The following is a 20,885-nucleotide window of genomic DNA, read 5'->3' as shown; positions in this document are numbered from 1 at the left end:
GCGCGGACGTGGTCAGGCCCGCTTGCGGAAGACCACGTCCCACACGCCGTGCCCGAGGCGCAGACCGCGTTTCTCGAACTTGGTGACGGGGCGATAGTCGGGGCGCGGCGCGAAGCCCTCGGCGGTGTTCTCCAGCGTCGGTTCTGCGGAAAGCACTTCCAGCATCTGGTGGGCGTATTCCTCCCAGTCCGTCGCGCAATGCAGATAGCCGCCGGGCTTCAGGTGGGCCGCCAGACGCGCCACGAAGGGGCTTTGGATCAGGCGTCGCTTGTTGTGGCGCTTCTTGTGCCACGGATCCGGGAAGAACACGTGAATCCCATCGAGCGTGCCTTCCGGAATCATGTGCGCCAGCACTTCCACGGCATCGTGCGAAACGATGCGGATGTTGCCGATCTCGCGTTCGCCGATCAGCTTGAGTAGCGCACCGACGCCCGGCTCATGCACTTCCACGCCTAGAAAATCGTCGTCCTGACGCAATTGCGCGATGTGCGCGGTGGTTTCGCCCATGCCGAAGCCGATCTCGAAGATGCGCTTGGCGCCGGTGCGGCCGAAGGCGGCGTCCCAATCCAAGGGCTCGGCAGCGTAAGGCAGCAGGAAGCGCGGGCCGAGTTCATCGATGGCGCGCTGCTGACCGGTAGACGTGCGGCCTGCGCGGCGGACGAACGAGCGGATGCGGCGCGGGTGGCCGGTTTGCTCGCCAGTTTCAGCGTCTTCCGCGGTATTGGTGTCTTGCGATTCCGGCGTAATGTCGTCGGGGCCGGTGCCCGGCTGTTCGATGGGCTGCATGAAGATCCCGTGCCGGTTGCCCGTCGATGGAATGGCGGGCGAGCAGGCAACAAAAAAGCCGCCGAGGGCGGCTTCAGACTGTTCGGTGGAGCGGGCGATGGGAATCGAACCCACGGCTCTAGCTTGGGAAGCTAGGGTATTACCATTATACGACGCCCGCGTAGCCCACCATTTTATGCGGGGTTGTGGGGGTTGGGCAAGTGAGAACAACGCGGGCGGCGAATCTGAAGTGACGTACACGCCTTCCCGAGGTGATCACCTGAAGTCGGAGGCAGCGACGACGTGCGCTGCGCCGATGCGAGATCCACGGCCGGCGTCCGGATTCTTTGTCGGTGGCATTACCCCGCCGATGGCTTTGCGTGCCGCCGCGCAGTACTCCTCTTGTTCTCATCCCACGCAGGAAACACCGTCGAGCGCTTGACCACGCCATACGCGAAGCTCGTGTCGATGGCGGCGATGCCCGGAATGGCATGCAATTGCCCGCGCACGAACTGTTCGTAGTCCTGCAGGCTTTCCACCAGCACGCGCAGCAGGTAATCCGCCTCGCCGGTCAGCACATAGCAATCGAGGATCGCGTCGATTGCGCGGATGCGGTTCTCGAACGTCGAGACCACCTCCCGCGAGTGCTGCTGCAGACGAATATGCACGAATGCCGTGACCGGTAGCCCATACGCCTCTTCATCGACGATGGCGGTGTAACCGCGAATGATGCCCGCGTCCTCCAGCAACCGCAGCCGGCGCAGGCAGGGTGAGGGCGACAGGTTCACCCGCTCCGACAACTCCTGGTTGGTCAGTCGGCCTTCTTTTTGAAGGGCGGCGATGATCTGCCTGTCTTTCTTATCCATGTGATTTTTCCGGAGTGGCAGGTTCTGCCAAAGCAACGCTCAGCATTAGTGGAAATAGCAAGATACTACTTTTCATGCTGGGGCATTCTGTCTCCATTCTGAAATCGAGGGTGGCGGCATGCGTGGTTCGACATTGACGGTGGGCGTGGGAGCGCAGGCGGGGCGAAACGCCTTCCAGGCCAACCCGCTGATCGGGTATGCGGCGATGGTGCTGACGGTGCTCATCTGGGCCGGGTTCGCGCTGTCGATCCGGGCGATTGGCGCTTCGCCGCTGGCGCCTGCCGACGTGGCGCTCATCCGATTCGGCCTGCCGACCGTGTTGCTGTTGCCGTTCCTGCCCTCCCGCTGGCCGATGCTGCGGCGGGTGAAACCGCTCAGCGCGCTGATGGTGTTGGCGGGCGGTGGCGTGCCGTTCTTCTTCATGGCTTCGGCCGGCGGCAAGGTGACATCGGCCGCCCACGTGGCTGCGTTGATTGCGGGTACGACGCCGCTGTCGGTGGCGCTGATCGCGTATGTGGTGGACCGCCAGCGCATCGCGGCGGCACGCGGGCGCGCCATCGCGATCATCCTCGCTGGCGTGCTGCTCCTGCTGGTATCGCAATCGCATGTGTCGCATGGCGCGTTTGTCGGCGGCGCCGCATTGCTGTTGCTGGCGAGTCTGCTCTGGGGCAGCTACACGCTGGGGCTGCGCCGGGCGGGGCTCGATGCCATCGGTTGCGCATTGCTGTTGAGCGTGCCGTCCTTCTTGCTGACGGCGCTGCTGGTGGGCCTGGGCGTGGTCGACAGCCATGCCGGGCACTTCACCGTGGGCAGCGCCATGCCTTTCCTGCTGGCCCAGGGCCTGGGGGTTGGCGTGATTTCAAGTCTGTCTTATGCGCTGGCGATTCGTCATCTGGATACGCCGCGCTGTTCCGCCATCGGCTCGCTGGCGCCAGCGCTGGCTTGCCTCGGGGCGGTGCCTTTGCTCGGTGAATCGCTGACCCTGACCGTTGCCTGCGGCATTGCTGTGATCACCGCTGGCGTGATCCTCGCAAACCGCGCGTAGACCATCGCATCGTCCTTCCGGAGACCACGTCATGCTCGCAACCCTCGCCACCGTTGCCCCGGACCCGCTGTGGGGGCTGACTGCGGCTTTCCGTGCCGACCCTCGGCCCGACAAGGTGGATCTTGTGGTGGGTGTCTACCGCGATGACAGCGGGCAGACGCCGGTCATGGCCGCAGTGAAGGCCGGCGAGGAGCGCCTCGCCGCCGCGGGTGCCTCCAAGGCTTATCGCGGGTTGGCCGGCAACGCCGATTTCAATGTCGGGTTGGCGACGCTGCTGCTCGGCAACGACGTAGGTCGCCTGGCGCGCCAGCACACGATGCAGACCGTGGGCGGGACCGGCGCGCTCAGGTTGCTCGCCGACTTCATCGCCGTCGCTTCGCCCGGTGCTCGCGTCTGGGTGTCTGACCCTGGCTACGTCAACCACGTGCCCATCATGCGAGCGGCGGGGCTTGCAGTGGACCGCTACCGCTGGCACGCCGAAGGCGGGGTGCTGGACGCGGATGCCATGTTCGCGGACCTGTGGGCCGCGCGTGCAGGCGATGTCGTGCTGCTGCATGGTTGCTGCCACAACCCGACGGGCATCGACATGAGCATGGAGGTCTGGCAAACCGTGGCGGAGCGCTGCGCGAAGCAGGGCCTGATCCCGCTGGTCGACATGGCGTATCTGGGTCTCGCCGATGGTCTGGAGCAGGACGCCGCGGGACTGCGGTTGCTCGTCGATGCGCTCGATACGGTGCTGGTGGCGGCAAGCTGCTCGAAGAGCATGGGCCTGTACTGCGAACGCACCGGCGCGGCGATGGTAATCGGCAAGAGCAGGGCAGCCCTGCAGCCCGTTGGCGGCGTGCTGGAGCGCATTACACGTAGCAACTATTCGATGCCGCCGGACCATGGCGCTGCCATCGTGGCTGCCATCCTGGGCGATGCCGCATTGACGGCGTCCTGGCGTAACGAGTTGGAACACATGCGTCAGCGGATCGTTGGCAACCGGCGCCGCCTTGATGGCGCATTGGCCAGTCTGGGCGCTCCCGTTGCGCTACAGAATCTGTCGCGGCACAAGGGCATGTTTTCCATGCTGCCGTTGGATGCCGATGCCATGGAGCGTTTGCGCGCAGATCACGCCATCTATGGCACTCAGGGCGGCCGGATCAATATTGCAGGACTCGCACCGGAGCAGATTGACCGGGTTGCGGGCGCGCTCGTGGCCGTGGTCTTGGATATGGCGTGTGCGTTGGCCTGATCGACGCGGATGACTTCGCTTGAACGCAAGCAGTCTGCTCTGCACTGTCTCGGCGTAGTCCACGCTCACACTGGGCCGTGGCCTAACGCCGCCCCGACATCGCCTGCATTGCCGCATCCACAAACTTCGCCGCGGCGTGCTCGCCGGCCGTCGGGGCTGCGGCCTTGGCGCACGCGGCCACCACGTCGCAGAGCGATTGCGGATCTTCCTTGCAGGCGCGTAGCAGCGGCATGGCAGCACCTGCAGCTGAACCGAAGTGCTGCACAGCCAGACGCATCAACTCGACCTTGACCACGTTGGGCAGCACGTCGGCCAACTCCGGCGGCACGGCAGCCTGTGGCGCAGAAGAAGCCGGGACTGGCGCCGCACGCGGCTTGCCGGTGTCATTGGCGGCGGGCTCGTCGATGGGTGCTGCGACCGCTTGCAGGCCCAGCGTCATGCCGGTCAACGGTGGCAGTTCGTCGTAGATGAGCGACAGGGCGGCAGGTGCGCCCTCGGCTTGATCGTCAAGCAGCGGCCGGTTGAAGTGGGCGATGGGATCGAACGGTTCAGCGGCCGATGCGCTTTCACGCGGGATACCGGGCAGCACGTCGACCATGCCGGCCTGTTGCAGCCCCACGAGCAGTTCGTCCAGATCGGGCCAGTCGCTCAGCAGCTGATGCAGTTGCCCGACGGTACGGGCACCGTCGATGAGGATGAGCAGATGGCGCTGGCGCATCTGCATATCGTGGCGGCGCTCGGCCAAGGCTTCACGGCCGTCCTCCGTTTTGACCAGGACGTTCGACGTTGCAAGCATGGTGACTCCCCGTTAAGCAGCTCGCCCGGCATCTTGATGTGCCGGTGCAAGCTGTACGTTAGTCATCACATCCGGGCCTTGCCATCGTTCGATTGGCGGAGATTGTGAAACGAGGGGCCAACGATTGGTCTAGCTCCGCCACGACTCCAGTGCCGGCGCGGCTTCGCCCTGCGCGCTACTTTGCCGAACCAGCGACCCGGCGTAGCTCGCATACCACGCCAGCACGTCCGGATTGGCCATCGCGTCTGGGTTGGCGATGCGCTCGACCTGTGCGCCAAGCAGCAGTTTCTTGATCGGCACCTCCATTTTCTTGCCCGAGAGCGTGCGCGGCACACCGGGCGCCTGCACAACCACGTTGGGCACATGCCGGGCCGATAGCCCTGCCTTGATGCGCGCGTTGATCGTGCTGCGCAGCGCGTCGTCGAGCGTCGCACCCTCGCGCAGCACGACGAACAGCGGCATGAACGATTCCCGGCCGAGGAATTCCAGATCGACGACGAGGCTGTCGAGCACTTCCGGCAGATCCTCCACCACGCGGTACAGCTCCGCCGTGCCCATGCGGATGCCATGGCGGTTGATCGTGGCGTCCGACCGGCCGTAGATAATGGCGCCGCCGCGCGGGGTGATCTTGATCCAGTCGCCATGACGCCACTGGCCCGGGTACATGTCGAAGTAGCTGTCGCGGTAGCGGCTGCCATCGGTGTCGCCCCAGAAGAAGAGCGGCATCGATGGGATGGGTGCCGTGCAGACCAGTTCGCCCACTGCGTCGATGAGCGGCTGGCCGGCCTCGTCGAGCGCTTCCACGCGCGAACCGAGGTTGCGGCATTGCATCTCGCCCGCATAGACGGGCAGCGTGGCGACGCCGCCCACGAAGCAGCCGGCAAAGTCGGTGCCGCCGGAAATCGGGTTGAGCCAGACGTCGGCTTTGACGTGGCGGTAGATCCAGTCGTACGCCTCGGCCGAGAGCGGCGAACCGGTCGAGCCGACCGCACGCAGTTTCGACAGGTCGAAATCGCGACCGGGCTCGATGCCGGCCTTCAGGCAATTGGCGAAGAACGCCGCCCCGGCGCCAAAGAACGTCACGCCCGCATCCTGCGCAAAGCGCCACAGCGTATTGAGATCGGGCGTACCGGGATTGCCGTCGTAGATGGCGAGCGTGACGCCGCCAAGCAGGCCGCTGGCCTGCGAATTCCACATGACCCAGCCGGTGCTGCTGTACCAGTGGTAAACGTCGTCGGGACCCAGGTCGAGATGCAGCGCGCCCATCATCGTCTGCACCAGCAGCAGGCCGCCGTGGCCGTGCACGATGGGCTTGGGCATGCCGGTGGTGCCGGACGAATAGAGAATCCACAGCGGGTGGTCTGCAGCAACTGGCGTGACGACGAGCGGCACATCGTTGGCCGTGAGGTCGCGCCAGTCACGGGCCTCCGGGAAGCGTGCGCGGTTGATCTTGCCCAGCAACTGCGGCACGAGGACAAGGTGTTCGACCGAGGGCAGCGCGGCAACCATCTCGGCGACCACGTCGGCGCGGTCGAAAGCGCGCCCGCCGTAGTGATAGCCGTCCACCGCGATCAGCACCTTGGGCTCGATCTGTCGGAAGCGGTCCGTGACGGCCACCTGGCCCATGTCGGGCGCGCAGACGGACCAGATGGCACCGACGCTGGCTGTGGCGAGAAACGCCACGATCGCGTCCGGCGTGTTCGACAGATAGGCGGCAACGCGGTCGCCCGGCACCACACCCATCTTGCGCAGTGCATCGGCTAGCGATGCGACCCGGCGGCGCAGTTCGCGCCACGATAGGTCGGCCAGCGGCTTGGTCTCGCTGGCGTAGCGGATGGCGGTGCGGTCGGGGCTGCCGCCTTCCTCCACATGACGCATGACCTGATCGACGTAGTTCAGCCTTGCGCCGACGAGCCATTGCGCGCCCGGCATGGTGCGGTCGCCCAGCATTTGCGTGAAGGGCGTCGAGGCGCGCAGGTCGAGATAATCCCAGACGGACGTCCAGAACGCGTCCAGCTCGGTGGTGGACCACTCCCACAGTTGCGCGTAGCCCTCGGGCGTGGTGGCCGAGAAGCGCAGGCCGCGTTCGCGCGCGAGCCAGTCGAGGTAGTGGGTCAGGCGCGAGCGCGCGATGAAATCCGCCGATGGCGTCCACAGCAGGGCGCCTTCCTGGATGGTGCTCATGTGTCTCCTCCGCCGGTCAGGCAAGGGGGAAGGCCGCCCGCTCTATCGATGTGGCAGGTCGGCCGGTAGGGGATAACGGTTCAGATGCCGCCCATGCACAGATACTTGAGTTCGAGGTACTCGTCGATGCCGTAGACCGAACCTTCGCGGCCCAGCCCCGATTGCTTGATGCCGCCAAACGGCGCCACCTCGTTCGAAATGAGCCCCGTGTTGATGCCGACCATGCCGTACTCGAGCTGCTCGGCCACGCGCCAGATGCGGCCGATGTCGCGGCTGAAAAAGTACGACGCCAGGCCAAATTCTGTGTCGTTGGCCAGGCGCACGACTTCCGCTTCGTCCTGAAACTTGAAGATGGCGGAAACGGGGCCGAAGGTTTCTTCGCGCGCGATCAGCATGTCGGGCGTGGCATCGGCCAGCACCGTGGGCTCGACGAAACGCTGCGAGCCGAAGCCCTGCATCAGCTTGCCGCCGGCGGTCAGGCGCGCGCCTTTCTGCGTCGCGTCGTCAATGTGGCGCTGCACTTTCTCCACGGCCTGGTCGTCGATCAGCGGGCCTTGCACCACGCCAGATTCGAAACCGTTTCCAACCTTGATGCCGCGCACCTTGGCCGAGAGCTTCTCGACAAACGCGTCGTACACCGAGGCATGCACGTAGAAGCGGTTCGTACACACGCAGGTCTGGCCCGCGTTGCGATATTTCGACTGCACTGCGCCTTCCACTGCGGCATCGATGTCGGCGTCGTCGAACACGATGAACGGCGCGTGGCCGCCCAGCTCAAGCGCCACCTTCTTCACCGTCGGCGAGCATTGTTGCATCAGGATGCGGCCCACCGGCGTCGAGCCCGTGAACGACAGATGCCGCACGATCGGCGATTCGCACAGGGCCTTGCCGATGGCAATCGAGCGATCCGCGTCACCCGTCACGACGTTGACCACGCCCTTCGGAATGCCCGCGCGGTGCGCCAGTTCGGCCATCGCCAGCGCGGACAGCGGCGTTTGCTCGGCCGGCTTGATGACGATGGTGCAGCCTGCCGCCATGGCTGGCGCCACCTTGCGGGTGATCATCGCCAGCGGGAAGTTCCACGGCGTGATGGACGCACACACGCCCACCGGCTGCTTGAGCACGACCATGCGCTTGTCGCGCCAGGTGCTGGCCATCACGTCGCCGGAGACGCGCTTGGCCTCTTCGGCAAACCATTCGATGAACGACGCACCATAGACGATTTCGCCCTTGGCTTCGGCCAGCGGCTTGCCTTGTTCGGCGGTCATCAGCGCGGCGAGGTCGTCGGCATTGGCGATCAGCAGATCGAACCAGCGGCGCATCAGGCCGGCGCGCTCCTTGCCTGTCAGCTCCCGCCACGCGGGCCACGCCGCATTGGCTGCGTCGATGGCGCGCAGTGTTTCTGCGTGGCCGAGATTGGCGACGTCGGTCAGGTGTGCGTTGGTGGCAGGGTCGTAGACGGGGAAAGTCGTGCCGTCTGCTGCGTCGGTCCATGCGCCGTCCACGTAGGACTGCGTTTTGACGAGCGTGCGGTCTTTGATGCGCTCCAGCGCGTTGGCGGCGGTGCGGGAAGAGTCGAGTGCTTCGGCCATGGCGGTCTCCGAAAAGGAAGCAGGCAGACCGGAAGGCCTGCCTTTTAGATGCAGCAGTCGCTTAACTCACTAAGAATAACCGAACGATCGTTCGCTCGCAGACTGGGCCGCCAGGCCTTGTGGTTATTGGAAGAGCGTGTCCCACATGGTGTCGACACGGGCCTTGACGGCGGCATCCATGACGATGGGTTGGCCCCATTCGCGGGTGGTTTCGCCCGGCCATTTGTTGGTGGCATCGATCCCCATCTTGGAGCCCAGGCCAGACACGGGCGACGCAAAGTCCAGATAGTCGATCGGCGTGTTTTCCACCATGACCGTGTCGCGCGCCGGGTCCACGCGGGTCGTGATCGCCCAGATCACTTCCTTCCAGTCGCGCAGATTCACATCGTCGTCCACCACCACGATGAACTTCGTATACATGAACTGCCGCAGGAAGCTCCACACGCCGAACATCACGCGTTTGGCGTGGCCGGTGTATTGCTTCTTCATGCTGACCAGCGCCATGCGGTAGCTGCAGCCCTCGGGCGGCAGATAGAAATCGGCGATCTCCGGAAACTGCTTCTGCAGCAGCGGCACGAACACTTCATTGAGCGCCACGCCGAGCACGGCGGGTTCATCGGGCGGCTTGCCTGTATACGTAGAGTGATAGATCGGGTCGCGGCGCATCGTGATGCGCTCGACCGTGAACACCGGGAACCAGTCCTGCTCGTTGTAATAGCCGGTGTGATCGCCGAAGGGTCCCTCCAGCGCATGCTGATAGCCGCTCGGGTGCGTCGGATCCGGCTGGATGTGGCCTTCAAGGATGATTTCTGCGCTGGCCGGCACTTGCAATTGTGCTTGCGCGAGCGAAGGCGTGAGGCATGTCCCAAGCTCAGTCCGGCTGCCACGCAGCAGGCCGGCAAACTGGTACTCAGATAACGTATCCGGCACCGGCGTCACTGCGCCGAGAATCGTGGCCGGGTCGGCACCCAGCGCCACCGCAATCGGAAACGGCTGGCCCGGATTGGCGATGGCGTGCTCGCGGAAATCCAGCGCGCCGCCCCGGTGCGCCAGCCAACGCATGATGAGCTGGTTGCGACTGATGACCTGCTGCCGGTAGATGCCGAGGTTCTGCCGCTTCTTGTGCGGCCCGCGCGTGATGACCAGCCCCCATGTGACAAGCGGCGCCGCATCGCCGGGCCAGCACGTCTGTACGGGAATGCGCGAGAGGTCGACGTCATTCCCTTCCCACACGATCTCCTGGCACGCTGGCGACGACACCTTGCGGGGCGCCATGTCCCACACGGCCTTGGCCATTGTCCACAGCTTGCCGGCTTCACGCAGACCGCGCGGCGGTTCGGGCTCTTTCAACGCAGAGAGGAGTCGGCCCACGTCACGCAGTTCATCAAGCGACTCCGCGCCCATGCCCAGCGCCACGCGGCGCGTGGTGCCAAACAAGTTAGCCAGCACCGGTATGTCGTACTTCTGTGCGCCGTCCACCGGTTGCTCAAAGACTACCGCCGGGCCTTCGGAGCGCAGCAGGCGGTCACAGACTTCGGTCATTTCCAGGCGCGGTGACACCGGCTGGCGCACGCGGCGCAGTTCGCCCGAGCGCTCAAGCTGGGCGAGAAAGTCACGTAAGTCCCTGTATTGCATGGAGATTTTGTAACCAAAGGTAAGGTGGATCGCCTGTCGCGCGGAGGGGCTGGCCCCCCAAATGGTCGTCGGGGCGACATTTTTTTGGTGTAGGCGGGGTGGCCGCGATTGTACGGCCAAAACCGCGCGACCCCCTGATGACAGAACGCATCGCAGGTCAGCTAGTCCCAACAATGCGGGCCAAGTCATAACTTTTTGATATAAAAACTTACTTCTTTATGATTGACTTGGAATAACGCGCTTCCTACAATCCAATCCGATCTGGTAATTGTTGCAACGCAACATGTTTTCGGCTAATGCCATCGCCCAACTCTCCAACGTATGAGGGGCGACACCAGAACACATCAGCATCGCTGCGGGACGTGACCTCCCCAAGGACACGGCCCGCATTTCTCTGGGCACTAGGGGAGTGCCCCCAACAGATGCCGGCTGACTGCAACAGCGCGGCATCCTTACTAAAAACCGTTGCGATTCGAGACGCACGGCGCCATGCAAAAGAAAGGCGTCTACCGGATCTGCGCAGCGGACGGAGGTAAGTATGAACGGTTGGAAAACCCTTCATTCTTCCGGGATCGGATCGGCGCTGCAACGCCGGCTCGTCGCCCCGGTTGGCCGCCGCCTCGCGCGTGCAGGTCAAGTTGCGCTGCCTCGTAAGCTGCGCATGGAGTTGAACGCAGGGGGCGCTGCCGCGTCCCGCAATGAGTTGCATCCTGGCGTGCTGCTGGTGTTCCGCAGCGGGCATGTCGTGCTCAATAGCATCGGCTTGCTGGCTGTGGTTGCTGCAGTCGCACTCTCGCTCAATAGCGAGTGGCGTGCCGCGGTCGCTCAACGCGTGCTGCATTTCACACCGGGTGTCGACACAAGTGTTGCCTCGGCCAATCCGTCACCCGCGGTTGCGGCTGGCGTGCAGCCGGTCGCCTTTGCGCCCACTGCGCCGTCCGCCGGTACCGGGGCTGTTCAGGCTGTGGCCCCTGCTACGGCCCAGGGCGGCACGGTCGCGGCTGCCGGTTGGGACGCGCTCTCGAAGGTGCCGTCCGTGGCCGAGTTGGCCGCGCAGATCCCGAACACGCAAGTCGTCCGCGACGCGCGTGAGTCGGCAACCGCCGGTACCCCGCGAGAGCAGGCTGCGGTGGCGGAATACATTGCCCGCAAGTACCGCGTGGCAGCCACGGCCACTGGCCAGTTGGTGAAGGCGGCCTATCAGACCGGCAAGGAAGTCGGCCTGGATCCGCTGCTCATCCTGGGCGTGATGGCGATCGAGTCCAGCTTTAACCCGTTCGCCGAAAGCGGTATGGGGGCGCAGGGCCTGATGCAGGTCATGACCAAGGTCCACCAGGACAAGTACGAGGTGATGGGCGGCGTCGGTGCCGCGCTCAATCCGTACGCCAACATCAAGGTCGGTGCGCTTGTGCTGAAGGATTGCATCGCGCGTGCAGGATCGATTGAAGGCGGCCTGAAGCTGTATGTCGGTGCGGTCACGCAAGGCGACGGCGGCTACGGCGGCAAGGTGTTGCAAGAGCGTTCGCGCCTGCGCATGGTGGCTACCGGCCACCGTTCGCCGATGACGGCGGCGTCGGAGCGGGAACCGGTGAAACCGGTCGCGACTGCAACGCCCGTGACGCAAGCCGATGCGAAGACGCAAGCCGCCAAGGCGGCCGACAAGCAACCGGCTACAGGTCAGCAGGAAGAGGCGCGTCTGGACGACAAGTCCCAAGGCCAGGCCTGATCGACTTGCTTGGTTGCGCTATATAAGAAAGGCCGTCCTTCGGGACGGCCTTTTTGCTTGGACGAGGCGCGAAGATCGTTTTACCGGCCGAACAGCTTGGCCAACCTTTCGACCGCTTCTTCCAGATGCGTCATCGACGTAGAGTAAGACAGTCGGATATAGTGCTGCGCCGTGTGCGGGCCAAAATCCAGCCCTGGCACCAGCACCACGCCGGCGTCATGCAGCATCGACTGGGTGAGGGCATCGGCATCGCCTGCATGCGGATGATTCACGCCGCGGCAATCGGCGTAAACATAAAACGCCCCGTCCGGCTTGACCGGTACCTTGAAGCCAATTGATTCCAGCGCCGGCACGATGAAATCGCGGCGGCGACGGAATTCGGCCTTGCGCGCTTCGTAGATGGCCAACGCTTCCGGCTCAAAGCATGCGAGCGCCGCGTACTGCGCCACCGCCGACGCGCAAATGAACAGGTTCTGCGCGACCTTCTCGAACTCGGGCACCAGTTCGGCGGGCGCCACCAGCCAGCCAAGTCGCCAGCCGGTCATGTTGAAATACTTGGAAAAGCTGTTGATCGTGACGACATCATCGCCGAACGACAGTGCTGAGACCGGTGCCTGGTCGTACGAGAGGCCTTGGTAGATCTCGTCGACGATGGAAAATCCGCCTCGCGCGCGTACCGTCTGCACGATGCGCTGCAGCTCGTCCGGCAGGATCGACGTGCCGGTCGGGTTGGATGGAGAGGCCAGCAACACGCCCTGCGTGCGTTCCCCCCAATGTGTCTCGACCTGTGCGGCCGTCAACTGGAAACGCTCTTCCGGCCCCGACGGTACTAGCTTCGCCTCGCCATTGAAGGCAGCCACGAAGTGACGGTTGCACGGATAACTCGGATCGGGCATCAGGACTTCGCCGCCAACCTCCACCAGCACCGCACACGCCAGCAGCAACGCCGCCGACGCGCCCGCCGTGACGATGATGCGCTCGGGGGCGATGTCGAGGCCGTAAACGGTGTGGTAGTAGCGGGCGATTGCCTGGCGCAGCGGGCGAATACCCAAGGCCCCGGTGTACTGCGTGACGCCGCGTCGCATGGCGTCGGTCGCGGCTTGCACGACGGGATCGGCGGCGGTGAAGTCCGGCTCGCCGATGCCCATGTGGATAATGCTGCGTCCCGCCAGTTCCAGCTCGCGGGCCTGCTTGGCCAGCTCCATCACGTGAAAGGCGCGGATATTGGCCAGCCGGGCGGCTGTCTGCAGGCGGTGGGCGTCCATCTTGAGGCGAAGCGAAAAGGTAAAGCGAAGAGCAGACGCCGGATTACCGGCGGGCAGCGACCTCGACCGCGCGCACCTGGGCGGCCAGCTTGTCCAGCACGCCGTTGACGTACTTGTAGCCTTCCACACCGCCGAAGGTCTTGGTCAGTTCAACCGCCTCGTTGATCACGACCTTGTACGGGATGTCAACGCAGTGCACCAGCTCGTACGCGCCGACCAGCAGGGCGGCACGTTCGACTGGTGACAGCTCGGCAACCGGGCGATCCAGGTACGGTGTGAATGCCTCGGTCAGCGTGGTCTCTTCGCGGATGGCACCGTGCAGCAGCGCATCGAAGTGCGCGCGGTCGGCCTTGTTGAAGCCTTGCGCGTCCTGCAGATGCGCCTCGACCACACCCGGGTCGTTGCGATTGAGCAGCCATTGATACAGACCTTGCAGCGCCAGTTCGCGCGCACGGCGGCGCGCGCTCTTGGCGGGCGCCTTGGCCTTGGCTTGGGAATTGTCTTGCGTCATGGGAAAAGCCTTTGCGCGAGGAAGCGCTTATTCGTTCTCGCCGTCGTCGTCCTGGCCGTGATCCTGCAGACCGTCGAGGTCGTTGGTCAGGTTGGCCATTTCGACGGCGGTACGGGCGCAATCACGACCTTTCTCGCGGGTGCGGGCGTGGGCCTGTGCATCGGTGTCGGTGGTCAGGATGCCGTTGGCGATGGCGATGTTGAAGTCCAGGCCCACGCGCGTGATGCCGGCGCCCGATTCATTGGACACCAGTTCGAAGTGGTACGTCTCGCCGCGGATGACGGCGCCCAGCGCGATCAGCGCGTCGAACTGGCCCGATTCGGCCATCTTCTGCAGGGCCAGCGGGACTTCCAGCGCTCCCGGCACGGTCACCAGCAGCACGTCTTCGCCGGCCACGCCGAGTTGTTCGAGTTCAGCGACGCAAGCTTCGCGCAGCGCTTCGCACACGGGCTCGTTGAAACGCGCCTGGACGATGCCGATGCGCAGGCCTTCGCCGTTGAGATTGGTCGGGTAGAAGCCGTGGTCCATGGTGTATTCCGGTTGGGGTTGCCAGTCGGGCAACGTCAGAAAAAGAAAGCCGATGCGGCAGACTCGGCTGCCGCGGGAGATTCAATGCGTGGCAGTGGATGAAGCGGAAGTGACGTCCGGGGCATCTGCCATTGACTGATATGCCGTCACTTCCAGGTCGTAGCCGACCATGCTCGGCAGCTTCAACGGCGAGGCCAGCACACGCATCTTGCCAACGCCCACCTCCTTCAGGATTTGCGCGCCGATACCGTAAATGCGCGGATCGGGTTTGGTACGCGGGCGCTCTTGCGGCGCGTCCAGCGCGGAGAACTGGGTGAACAACCGGTCTGCCGAATCGCCGCAATTGAGCAGCACGACCACGCCGGTCGGGGCAGCCTGCACGGCGCGCAGGGCGGCGGGCACGCTCCACGAGTGCGTCGTGCGCTGGCACTCCAGCAGGTCGAGTACAGACAGAGGCTCATGCACGCGCACCAGCGTTTCGGTGTCCGGCGTCGGCGTGCCCTTCACCAGCGCCAGATGGGCGCGGCCCGCCGCGCGATCGCGGAAAGCGACGGCATGGAACGTGCCGAACTGCGTCTCCATCGTGCGTTCGCCGACCCGCTCGACGATGCTCTCGGTGCGGCTACGGTATTGGATCATGTCGGCAATCGTGCCGATCTTCAGGCCGTGCTTCTTGGCGAATTCCACAAGGTCCGGCAAGCGCGCCATGGTGCCGTCGTCTTTCAGGATCTCGCAGATCACGGCGGCTGGGGTCAGGCCAGCCATCGCGGTCAGGTCGCAGCCAGCTTCGGTGTGGCCGGCGCGCATCAGCACGCCGCCCTTCTGGGCCCGCAGCGGGAAGATGTGGCCCGGGTTCACCAAGTCCGACGGTTTCGCGTTCTTGGCAGCGGCCACCTGAATGGTGCGTGCGCGGTCGGCGGCGGAAATGCCGGTGGTCACGCCTTCAGCCGCTTCGATCGACACGGTGAAATTGGTGCCGAACTGCGTACCGTTGCGGCTCGCCATCATGGGCAAGTCGAGCTGGTCGCAGTGTTCTTCGGTGAGCGTCAGGCACACCAGGCCGCGCGCGTGCGTGACCATGAAATTGATGGCTTCCGGCGTGACGAAATCGCTCGCCAGGATCAGGTCGCCTTCGTTCTCACGGTCTTCCTCGTCCACCAGGATGACCATCCGGCCGGCGCGGATTTCGGCAATGATTTCTTCGACTGTGGCGATCGACATGGCGTAGCAGGGGTGCGCGCCGCTGGCCAACGCCCGAAAATCGCTAATTTCGGGGGCCGTGCGACTGCGTAAATGGGAAGCCCGCTATTGTACGCCAAGGTGGCCCCAAGCCAGCGGGGCCAGCGGTTCAAACGGCTGCCAGGGGCTTGGCGCCCACGGGCAGGCCGATGGCGGCATGGGTGAGCATGCGTTCTACGTAGCGGGCGATCAGGTCGATCTCCAGGTTGACCTGGCTGCCGGCCTTCAGATGCTTGAGCGTGGTGACCGCCACCGTGTGTGGGATCAGATTGATCGAGAACTCGCAGCCGTCTGCGTCGTCGCGGACGGTATTGACCGTCAGCGACACGCCGTTGACCACCACGGAGCCCTTGTAGGCGAGATACTTGCCCAGCTCTGCCGGGGCCCGCACACGCAGTTCGTGCGATTCGTTGACCGGGGCGAAATGCGTGACCGTGCCGAGACCGTCCACGTGGCCCGACACGAGGTGCCCGCCGATGTGGTCGGCCAGGCGCAGCGCCTTCTCCAGGTTCACCTCGCCCGGGCGTTCCAGCCCGACTGTCTTGGAGAGCGATTCGCGCGACACATCCACGTCGAAGTGGCTGTCAGTTTTGGCGACAACCGTCATGCACGCCCCCTGGATAGCGATCGAATCGCCCAACGCCACGTCCGCGAGCGGCAGACCGCCCGAGTCGATGGACAGGCGCACGCCTGCATCGGCGCTGTCGCCAAGCGGCGAGACGGTTTCAATATGGCCAACTGCGGCGACGATTCCGGTGAACATAAGCTATCAATCCGTGGGGTTGCGGCGCGCCAGGATGCGGAGGTCGCCCCCGATGCGCGAAATGTCGTGAAAGAAGAATTCGGCCGCGCCTTCCAGCGTTTGCAGCGGCCCCATATTGAACATGCCTTGGCCCGAGCCGAGCACCTTGGGCGCCAGATAGACAAGGATCTCGTCAACCAGCCCTTCGCGCAGCAGCGAGCCGTTGAGCTTGAAGCCGGCCTCAACATGCAGCTCGTTGATCTCGCGGCGGCCCAGTTCGCGCAAGACTGCGGCCAGGTCGACCTTTCCATCAGCGTTTGGCAGGAGGATGACCTCCGCGCCGCGCTCGCTCAACGCACGCATGCGGCCGGCTTCGGGTTGGGCGGCGAAAATCAGCGTCGGCTCGTGGTGCCCATCTGCGGTGAGGATATGGGCGTCGAGCGGTACGTCCAGCGCCGAGTCGATCAGCACGCGGCGCGGCTGGCGTGGCGTATTGACGGCGCGCACGGTCAGCCGCGGATTGTCTTCGCGCACCGTGCCGATGCCGGTGAGGATGGCACAGGCGCGTGCGCGCCAGCGGTGGCCGTCGTTGCGCGCTTCAGTTTCGGTAATCCACTGGCTGATGCCATTGTCCAGCGCGGTGCGGCCGTCCAACGATGCGCCGACCTTCACGCGGACCCACGGTGTGCCGCGCGTCATGCGTGAAACGAAACCGATGTTCAGCTCACGCGCCTCCCGCTCCAACAGTCCGCAACGCACGTCCACGCCGGCATCGCGCAGCCTCTGCAAGCCCCGTCCGGAGACGGCGGGGTTGGGGTCCTCCATGGCTGCGACCACGCGCGCAATACCGGCTTCGACCAGTCGATCTGCGCAGGGTGGGGTGCGGCCAAAGTGGCTACAGGGCTCCAGCGTCACATATGCGGTGGCGCCGCGCACGTCCTGGCCGCGCGACTGGGCATCCTTGATGGCTTGGATTTCAGCGTGGTCCTGGCCGGCAGGTTGCGTATGGCCTTCGCCGATGACGGTGTCGTCACGCACGATCACGCATCCGACGCGCGGGTTGGGTGTAGTGGTGAACAAGCCTTTCTCGGCCAGCGCCAGGGCGCGCTGCATCATGGCGTGGTCGAAGTCGGAGAACATGGGAAAAAGCGGGAATTTGGGTTAATCGTCGTTAGCTGAGGCGCCGGTGCCGCACGTTTTAGCGTCCTTGGCCGGATCGCAGATGCGGGCGCGGCCTGCGGAGTTGATGCGGACGCTCCGCACATGGGCTCCAGACCGGATCGTCAGCGTGCCGTAGAGCTGGCTGCCGTTGCGCTGTCGCGAGTATCCCACAGGTGCATAAGACAGGGTGTCGACATCCCGCTGCGACGGTGTGAACGTAAATTGGACCTGCGGCATCACTGGAGGCGAAACATGCACCAAGATAGCCTCGGTGTCCGGTTCCAGCGGCGTCGCCTGGGTTTGCGGCGAGGGCGTCATATACAACGCCCATCCCGATGACCAGCGCTGCTGTGCGTCGAGTGGGCCGAGGTGAATCCATGCACGCTGACTGCGCGACATGGCCTGCGCCAGCGCGATCGCGCTGACAAATCGGTCGGCCAGAACGACGACGGTCTCGCGTTGCCACCAATTCAAGCCGGCGGGCGCCGCGAACACCGCGAGGATCGCCATGACACTCAGGACGACAACGAGCTCAACCAGTGTGAACCCGGTCCGCAGGCGAGACACCTTCATGGCCAGCATGCAGACGATGCCGGCAGCCGGTCGTTGCCGATCTGCGTGAATCGTTCGCCGGTGTTGCGCAGGATAAGCGCGCCGCAGTTGGTATCCGGGTGCACTGGTCGGGCGCTGACTTCAATGCAATGCGCCGAAGCGCGGCCGTTGCACGGGCTAGCGAGCAGGTTATAGCCGGGGACGTGTTGCGGCACGCCTGCAGGTATGGAGCCATTGCCTGTTTGCGCGTATTCGCGTTCCAATTCCACCATGGTTGACATTAGCGCCGCATGCGCCGCAGCCCGCCGCGCGCGCTCATGGTGTTCTGACCAAGTTTGTATGGCGGCGCCCGCCAACAGCGCTGCGATAGCCAATGCAATCGTGAGTTCGATAAGCGTGAATGCAGCAAGGCGATGCTTCATCGCAGGCCTTCCTCGATCAGTTCACGCCAGCTCAGGCGGCCTAACAAGAAGGTTTGCGCGTGGGTGTCGATCGCGTCCTCCCGGTTGCTGATGGTGTAGACGAGTTGGGTCACCGTGCCATTGGAGTGAATGACAGGCGGTGCAGATTCGGTGGTGGACTGAAGCGTGGATGTGCTGCGCGGCATTCGTGGGCGGAAGACCGTCTGCAGCACGACGCTGACGGCAGGGTCGGCGCCAAAGCCTGCGGCCGTGATCCGATATAACCAAGACGATGAGGTGCCATCGGATTGCGTAGCCTGGCCGTGCCAACGGTCCGGAATCGGCTCAATGACGTACCGGGCAGCGCGGCCAGCAATGCGCTCGCTGCCCGGCAGGTGTGCATCGATCTCTATCGCAAAGGTGGGGGTTTCCAGCAGTTGCGCCAACGACCAGAGCGATTCGCCGGGTTGCGGCTGGCATAGCCCGCGCGCGGCGCCGCTGCCGCATGCCCCGGGCGAGAAGCCGCGTCGCGAAACCGGATCGAGAGCGGTGATACGTTCCTGCGGCAAGGCAGCAACACATTCGAGATTCGTGGGCGTCTCGGTGGCGACGGACAGTTCGCACTCGGCCGCATTCAGCGCTACTTCAGCGGCGTACTTGGCCAAAGCGCGATCGGCGGTGAGAGACGTGTGGTGCCGCTGGTCGACCACCAGATGGAAAGTCGCCATGGTCAGCAGGCCGAGCAAAGCCACCGCAGGCATCACGATGATCATCGAAAAACCACGCACCCTAGCGCTATCGCTCAACATACGTCCACGTCACAGGCGAGCGGATTGCGTAAGCGTACCGTCGCGGTGAAGACCGCGCGGCGGCGTTGGGGTTGGGTGGGCGTGAATCGCAGGTCCTGTGCGTTGATGCCTTCGACTTGCTGGACCTTGGGAAATAGCGCAAGTGTGGGCATGGTCTGGTTGGCTGACCCGGGCGCGTTGTAGTCGCCGCGAACGACCAGCGCGATGTGCACCGCTTGAACCTGGCGCCATTGCTCGGTGGTCAGCGAGCGCGCAGACATCGTGGTGGTCGAGGTGCCGCCAGCGGTGCGGACCACATACAGAAGCTGCATTGTTTCGACGCCGCGGACCATGCCATTAGATGTCCAGCGGCCCGCCACTGTCTGTCCGGCTTGATGCCTTCGCGAGCGGCACATGAGCTGTGGTTCTTGATCCGATGCACGGGTGAGGTAGAGCAGCATGGATCCCGCACGCTGCGCGTCGCTGCCGTTTTGGACGCGCTCAGCGACCCCGTAGCCGGAGCAGTCGATGATGCTATCGTCAGCTCGCTGCGGGTTGGTCCGCATGCTGCGACCAGCAAAGCGCACCAGCACGGCGTCGCTTCCGTGCACGTCACCGCTGTTGCAGTCGAGGGCTTCCGCTTCGCGAGGGGTGCAACTGTCCGAACCTTGAATCGACGGAGTTGCGTTCGCGTCTGGCCATCGGCGTTCTGGCGATGCTGCTGGCGAATCGGTGACCCATCCCGCTTGCTGCAGTGCCGTTGTCAGCAATTCCAGCGCTTGCGTGCCGCGACTTTCGATCAGGGCTTCGTCCGCAATGCGCTGATAGCTTGCACGTGCAAGGAGTGTCATTTGCAGCGTGATGCCGAGCACGATCAACCCGACCAGCATGCCAATCAGCAACTCCACCAACGTCGCGCCCCGCTGAGCATGAGAGAGGCGGCACATGTCAGCGCACGTTCGCGGATTCGACGCGGGTGTTTTGCGTTCGGACGTCGGCCGATAGCTGACGCAGGCTTCGGCTGGTTGTCTCCATCCGCTCAAGTGCGGTTAGGGTGCCCGCTGCACACAAGGACAGTACTGCTAGTGCGACGAGGGATTCGAGCAGGATGGCGCCGTGTTGGCGCGGAGCAGGGCGGATGACGTGACGGCTGTACTTAGGCATGGTCGGCAAAGGGGCTTTGAGCGCCACAAGAACCGACCTACCTTAGGAGATATGCGGGGGTTTGACTGTCACGTTTGGTGGCGCTCACTACTGAGTCGCCGTGGCAACGCAGGTGCTATCAACCGCGGGATCACAGGTTCGGGCGCGACCCAGTGCGTTGATGATGACGCCGCGTGAAGGTGGTTTGCCGTCGACAAACTTCACTATAAACGTTGCGTTGACCTGTGCGACTTTGCCAGGGGTGGTCACGGTGTAGCCGACTGGTGAGTAAGTCAACGAGGTCTGGCTGGAGGTCGAACTCGCGATGTTAGCGGTGCTCTTGAACGCCACCGTCATGGTTGCGGGCATTGCGTCGTACTGGCCAAGCAATTTGTCTGCGGTGGCGCTATATGTGCCGTTTGGGCTTTGCCCCTCTGAGAAGACGCGCACGCCGCTGTTCCAGTTTGTGCCATCTACCGGAGCGATAGTGACGTAACTGTTTGTGGCGATGGCGATAGAGCGCGCTTGACCGATCGCTGAAGTGATCGAATCGACGGCGGTAATGACCCGCTGCTTACGCATGAAGTCATTCAGGCTGGGGCCAGCGAGCATGAGTATGACAGCAGCCACCGTGATGGTGGCCATGAGCTCCAGTAGCGTGAAGCCTCCGGGCCGGATAACCGGTAAAGGTTTGGAAGGCGTGCGCATC

At 64.3% G+C, this 20,885-nt stretch carries 20 protein-coding genes and 1 tRNA gene; 3 read left to right on the top strand and 18 right to left on the bottom strand.

Features of this window, described 5'->3' with window-relative positions; translation table 11 throughout:
• Positions 1–12 precede the first annotated feature (12 nt).
• From trmB to ACTJK6_RS05530, 3 genes are all read right to left on the bottom strand, one after another.
• Positions 13–786 carry a tRNA (guanosine(46)-N7)-methyltransferase TrmB gene (gene trmB, locus ACTJK6_RS05540; protein ID WP_440838788.1) on the bottom strand — a complete coding sequence of 258 codons (774 nt, stop codon included), beginning with the start codon at positions 784–786 and terminating at the stop codon, positions 13–15.
• An 86-nt stretch (positions 787–872) separates the two neighbouring features.
• A tRNA-Gly gene (locus ACTJK6_RS05535) sits at positions 873–946 on the bottom strand.
• Between the two features lie 178 nt (positions 947–1,124).
• Entirely contained in the window at positions 1,125–1,631 is a 507-nt protein-coding gene (locus ACTJK6_RS05530; protein WP_440838491.1) for an Lrp/AsnC family transcriptional regulator, read from the bottom strand.
• A gap of 118 nt (positions 1,632–1,749) precedes the next feature.
• Here ACTJK6_RS05530 and ACTJK6_RS05525 point away from each other — a divergent pair, with 118 nt between their 5' ends.
• Both ACTJK6_RS05525 and ACTJK6_RS05520 read left to right on the top strand, forming a co-directional pair.
• Positions 1,750–2,676, top strand: coding sequence for a DMT family transporter (locus ACTJK6_RS05525; RefSeq protein ID WP_440816407.1), 927 nt, complete (start codon positions 1,750–1,752; stop codon positions 2,674–2,676).
• A gap of 31 nt (positions 2,677–2,707) precedes the next feature.
• On the top strand, positions 2,708–3,913 hold the full coding sequence (locus ACTJK6_RS05520) for an amino acid aminotransferase (protein ID WP_440838490.1): 1,206 nt from the start codon (positions 2,708–2,710) through the stop codon (positions 3,911–3,913).
• An 82-nt stretch (positions 3,914–3,995) separates the two neighbouring features.
• On the opposite strand, the gene ACTJK6_RS05515 is transcribed toward ACTJK6_RS05520, so the two are convergent.
• The 4 genes from ACTJK6_RS05515 to ubiD form a co-directional block, all read right to left on the bottom strand.
• The gene (locus tag ACTJK6_RS05515) at positions 3,996–4,709 is read right to left on the bottom strand and encodes a hypothetical protein (protein ID WP_440838489.1); all 714 of its coding nucleotides are present in this window, start codon (positions 4,707–4,709) and stop codon (positions 3,996–3,998) included.
• A gap of 129 nt (positions 4,710–4,838) precedes the next feature.
• Entirely contained in the window at positions 4,839–6,893 is a 2,055-nt protein-coding gene (locus tag ACTJK6_RS05510) for an acetoacetate--CoA ligase (RefSeq protein WP_440838488.1), read from the bottom strand.
• 80 nt (positions 6,894–6,973) lie between these two features.
• Positions 6,974–8,485 carry an NAD-dependent succinate-semialdehyde dehydrogenase gene (locus tag ACTJK6_RS05505; RefSeq protein ID WP_232042198.1) on the bottom strand — a complete coding sequence of 504 codons (1,512 nt, stop codon included), beginning with the start codon at positions 8,483–8,485 and terminating at the stop codon, positions 6,974–6,976.
• Between the two features lie 123 nt (positions 8,486–8,608).
• Complete coding sequence (ubiD, locus tag ACTJK6_RS05500) at positions 8,609–10,120, bottom strand: 4-hydroxy-3-polyprenylbenzoate decarboxylase (RefSeq protein WP_440838487.1); 1,512 nt, start codon at positions 10,118–10,120, stop codon at positions 8,609–8,611.
• 538 nt (positions 10,121–10,658) lie between these two features.
• Between ubiD and ACTJK6_RS05495 the strand changes: the two genes are divergently transcribed.
• Positions 10,659–11,846, top strand: coding sequence for a lytic transglycosylase domain-containing protein (locus ACTJK6_RS05495; RefSeq protein ID WP_232042200.1), 1,188 nt, complete (start codon positions 10,659–10,661; stop codon positions 11,844–11,846).
• 80 nt (positions 11,847–11,926) lie between these two features.
• Here ACTJK6_RS05495 and ACTJK6_RS05490 read toward each other — a convergent pair whose 3' ends face one another.
• From ACTJK6_RS05490 to ACTJK6_RS05440, 11 genes are all read right to left on the bottom strand, one after another.
• Positions 11,927–13,111, bottom strand: coding sequence for a pyridoxal phosphate-dependent aminotransferase (locus ACTJK6_RS05490; protein WP_440838486.1), 1,185 nt, complete (start codon positions 13,109–13,111; stop codon positions 11,927–11,929).
• 43 nt (positions 13,112–13,154) lie between these two features.
• Positions 13,155–13,622, bottom strand: a complete 468-nt coding sequence (gene nusB, locus ACTJK6_RS05485) for a transcription antitermination factor NusB (RefSeq protein ID WP_009238860.1) — start codon at positions 13,620–13,622, stop codon at positions 13,155–13,157.
• Between the two features lie 27 nt (positions 13,623–13,649).
• Entirely contained in the window at positions 13,650–14,150 is a 501-nt protein-coding gene (gene ribH, locus ACTJK6_RS05480; protein ID WP_004629552.1) for a 6,7-dimethyl-8-ribityllumazine synthase, read from the bottom strand.
• Between the two features lie 81 nt (positions 14,151–14,231).
• Positions 14,232–15,371 (bottom strand): bifunctional 3,4-dihydroxy-2-butanone-4-phosphate synthase/GTP cyclohydrolase II, encoded by a 1,140-nt coding sequence (gene ribBA / locus ACTJK6_RS05475; protein ID WP_260802884.1) that lies wholly within the window; start codon positions 15,369–15,371, stop codon positions 14,232–14,234.
• 127 nt (positions 15,372–15,498) lie between these two features.
• The gene (locus tag ACTJK6_RS05470; protein ID WP_316868548.1) at positions 15,499–16,152 is read right to left on the bottom strand and encodes a riboflavin synthase; all 654 of its coding nucleotides are present in this window, start codon (positions 16,150–16,152) and stop codon (positions 15,499–15,501) included.
• Positions 16,153–16,158: 6 nt separating this feature from the next.
• Positions 16,159–17,271, bottom strand: a complete 1,113-nt coding sequence (gene ribD, locus ACTJK6_RS05465) for a bifunctional diaminohydroxyphosphoribosylaminopyrimidine deaminase/5-amino-6-(5-phosphoribosylamino)uracil reductase RibD (RefSeq protein WP_260802882.1) — start codon at positions 17,269–17,271, stop codon at positions 16,159–16,161.
• 21 nt (positions 17,272–17,292) lie between these two features.
• Positions 17,293–17,874, bottom strand: coding sequence for a GspH/FimT family pseudopilin (locus tag ACTJK6_RS05460; protein WP_440838485.1), 582 nt, complete (start codon positions 17,872–17,874; stop codon positions 17,293–17,295).
• On the bottom strand, positions 17,862–18,266 hold the full coding sequence (locus ACTJK6_RS05455) for a prepilin-type N-terminal cleavage/methylation domain-containing protein (RefSeq protein WP_260802880.1): 405 nt from the start codon (positions 18,264–18,266) through the stop codon (positions 17,862–17,864). Before ACTJK6_RS05455 ends, ACTJK6_RS05460 begins: the two co-directional genes overlap by 13 nt.
• Positions 18,263–19,018, bottom strand: a complete 756-nt coding sequence (locus tag ACTJK6_RS05450; RefSeq protein WP_440838484.1) for a pilus assembly PilX family protein — start codon at positions 19,016–19,018, stop codon at positions 18,263–18,265. The genes ACTJK6_RS05455 and ACTJK6_RS05450 overlap by 4 nt, the downstream gene beginning before the upstream one ends.
• Before the next feature lie 29 nt (positions 19,019–19,047).
• Positions 19,048–19,980 carry a PilW family protein gene (locus ACTJK6_RS05445; protein ID WP_440838483.1) on the bottom strand — a complete coding sequence of 311 codons (933 nt, stop codon included), beginning with the start codon at positions 19,978–19,980 and terminating at the stop codon, positions 19,048–19,050.
• A 304-nt stretch (positions 19,981–20,284) separates the two neighbouring features.
• A complete protein-coding gene (locus ACTJK6_RS05440) occupies positions 20,285–20,884 on the bottom strand; it encodes a pilus assembly FimT family protein (protein ID WP_440838482.1) in 600 nt (199 codons plus the stop codon).
• Position 20,885: the final 1 nt, after the last annotated feature.

The organism is Ralstonia sp. 22086 (assembly GCF_052045975.1).
GTDB lineage: Bacteria > Pseudomonadota > Gammaproteobacteria > Burkholderiales > Burkholderiaceae > Ralstonia > Ralstonia wenshanensis.
Note: the sequence above shows the minus strand (reverse complement) of the source record. Positions and strands in the feature narration are given on the sequence as shown.

Excerpts from the sequence above, each read along its gene's own strand:
- trmB (WP_440838788.1), bottom strand. The coding sequence starts at position 786 with ATGCAGCCCATCGAACAGCCGGGCACCGGCCCCGACGACATTACGCCG.
- ACTJK6_RS05530 (WP_440838491.1), bottom strand. The coding sequence starts at position 1,631 with ATGGATAAGAAAGACAGGCAGATCATCGCCGCCCTTCAAAAAGAAGGC.
- ACTJK6_RS05525 (WP_440816407.1), top strand. The coding sequence starts at position 1,750 with ATGCGTGGTTCGACATTGACGGTGGGCGTGGGAGCGCAGGCGGGGCGA.
- ACTJK6_RS05520 (WP_440838490.1), top strand. The coding sequence starts at position 2,708 with ATGCTCGCAACCCTCGCCACCGTTGCCCCGGACCCGCTGTGGGGGCTG.
- ACTJK6_RS05515 (WP_440838489.1), bottom strand. The coding sequence starts at position 4,709 with ATGCTTGCAACGTCGAACGTCCTGGTCAAAACGGAGGACGGCCGTGAA.
- ACTJK6_RS05510 (WP_440838488.1), bottom strand. The coding sequence starts at position 6,893 with ATGAGCACCATCCAGGAAGGCGCCCTGCTGTGGACGCCATCGGCGGAT.
- ACTJK6_RS05505 (WP_232042198.1), bottom strand. The coding sequence starts at position 8,485 with ATGGCCGAAGCACTCGACTCTTCCCGCACCGCCGCCAACGCGCTGGAG.
- ubiD (WP_440838487.1), bottom strand. The coding sequence starts at position 10,120 with ATGCAATACAGGGACTTACGTGACTTTCTCGCCCAGCTTGAGCGCTCG.
- ACTJK6_RS05495 (WP_232042200.1), top strand. The coding sequence starts at position 10,659 with ATGAACGGTTGGAAAACCCTTCATTCTTCCGGGATCGGATCGGCGCTG.
- ACTJK6_RS05490 (WP_440838486.1), bottom strand. The coding sequence starts at position 13,111 with ATGGACGCCCACCGCCTGCAGACAGCCGCCCGGCTGGCCAATATCCGC.
- nusB (WP_009238860.1), bottom strand. The coding sequence starts at position 13,622 with ATGACGCAAGACAATTCCCAAGCCAAGGCCAAGGCGCCCGCCAAGAGC.
- ribH (WP_004629552.1), bottom strand. The coding sequence starts at position 14,150 with ATGGACCACGGCTTCTACCCGACCAATCTCAACGGCGAAGGCCTGCGC.
- ribBA (WP_260802884.1), bottom strand. The coding sequence starts at position 15,371 with ATGTCGATCGCCACAGTCGAAGAAATCATTGCCGAAATCCGCGCCGGC.
- ACTJK6_RS05470 (WP_316868548.1), bottom strand. The coding sequence starts at position 16,152 with ATGTTCACCGGAATCGTCGCCGCAGTTGGCCATATTGAAACCGTCTCG.
- ribD (WP_260802882.1), bottom strand. The coding sequence starts at position 17,271 with ATGTTCTCCGACTTCGACCACGCCATGATGCAGCGCGCCCTGGCGCTG.
- ACTJK6_RS05460 (WP_440838485.1), bottom strand. The coding sequence starts at position 17,874 with ATGCTGGCCATGAAGGTGTCTCGCCTGCGGACCGGGTTCACACTGGTT.
- ACTJK6_RS05455 (WP_260802880.1), bottom strand. The coding sequence starts at position 18,266 with ATGAAGCATCGCCTTGCTGCATTCACGCTTATCGAACTCACGATTGCA.
- ACTJK6_RS05450 (WP_440838484.1), bottom strand. The coding sequence starts at position 19,018 with ATGATCATCGTGATGCCTGCGGTGGCTTTGCTCGGCCTGCTGACCATG.
- ACTJK6_RS05445 (WP_440838483.1), bottom strand. The coding sequence starts at position 19,980 with ATGTGCCGCCTCTCTCATGCTCAGCGGGGCGCGACGTTGGTGGAGTTG.
- ACTJK6_RS05440 (WP_440838482.1), bottom strand. The coding sequence starts at position 20,884 with ATGCGCACGCCTTCCAAACCTTTACCGGTTATCCGGCCCGGAGGCTTC.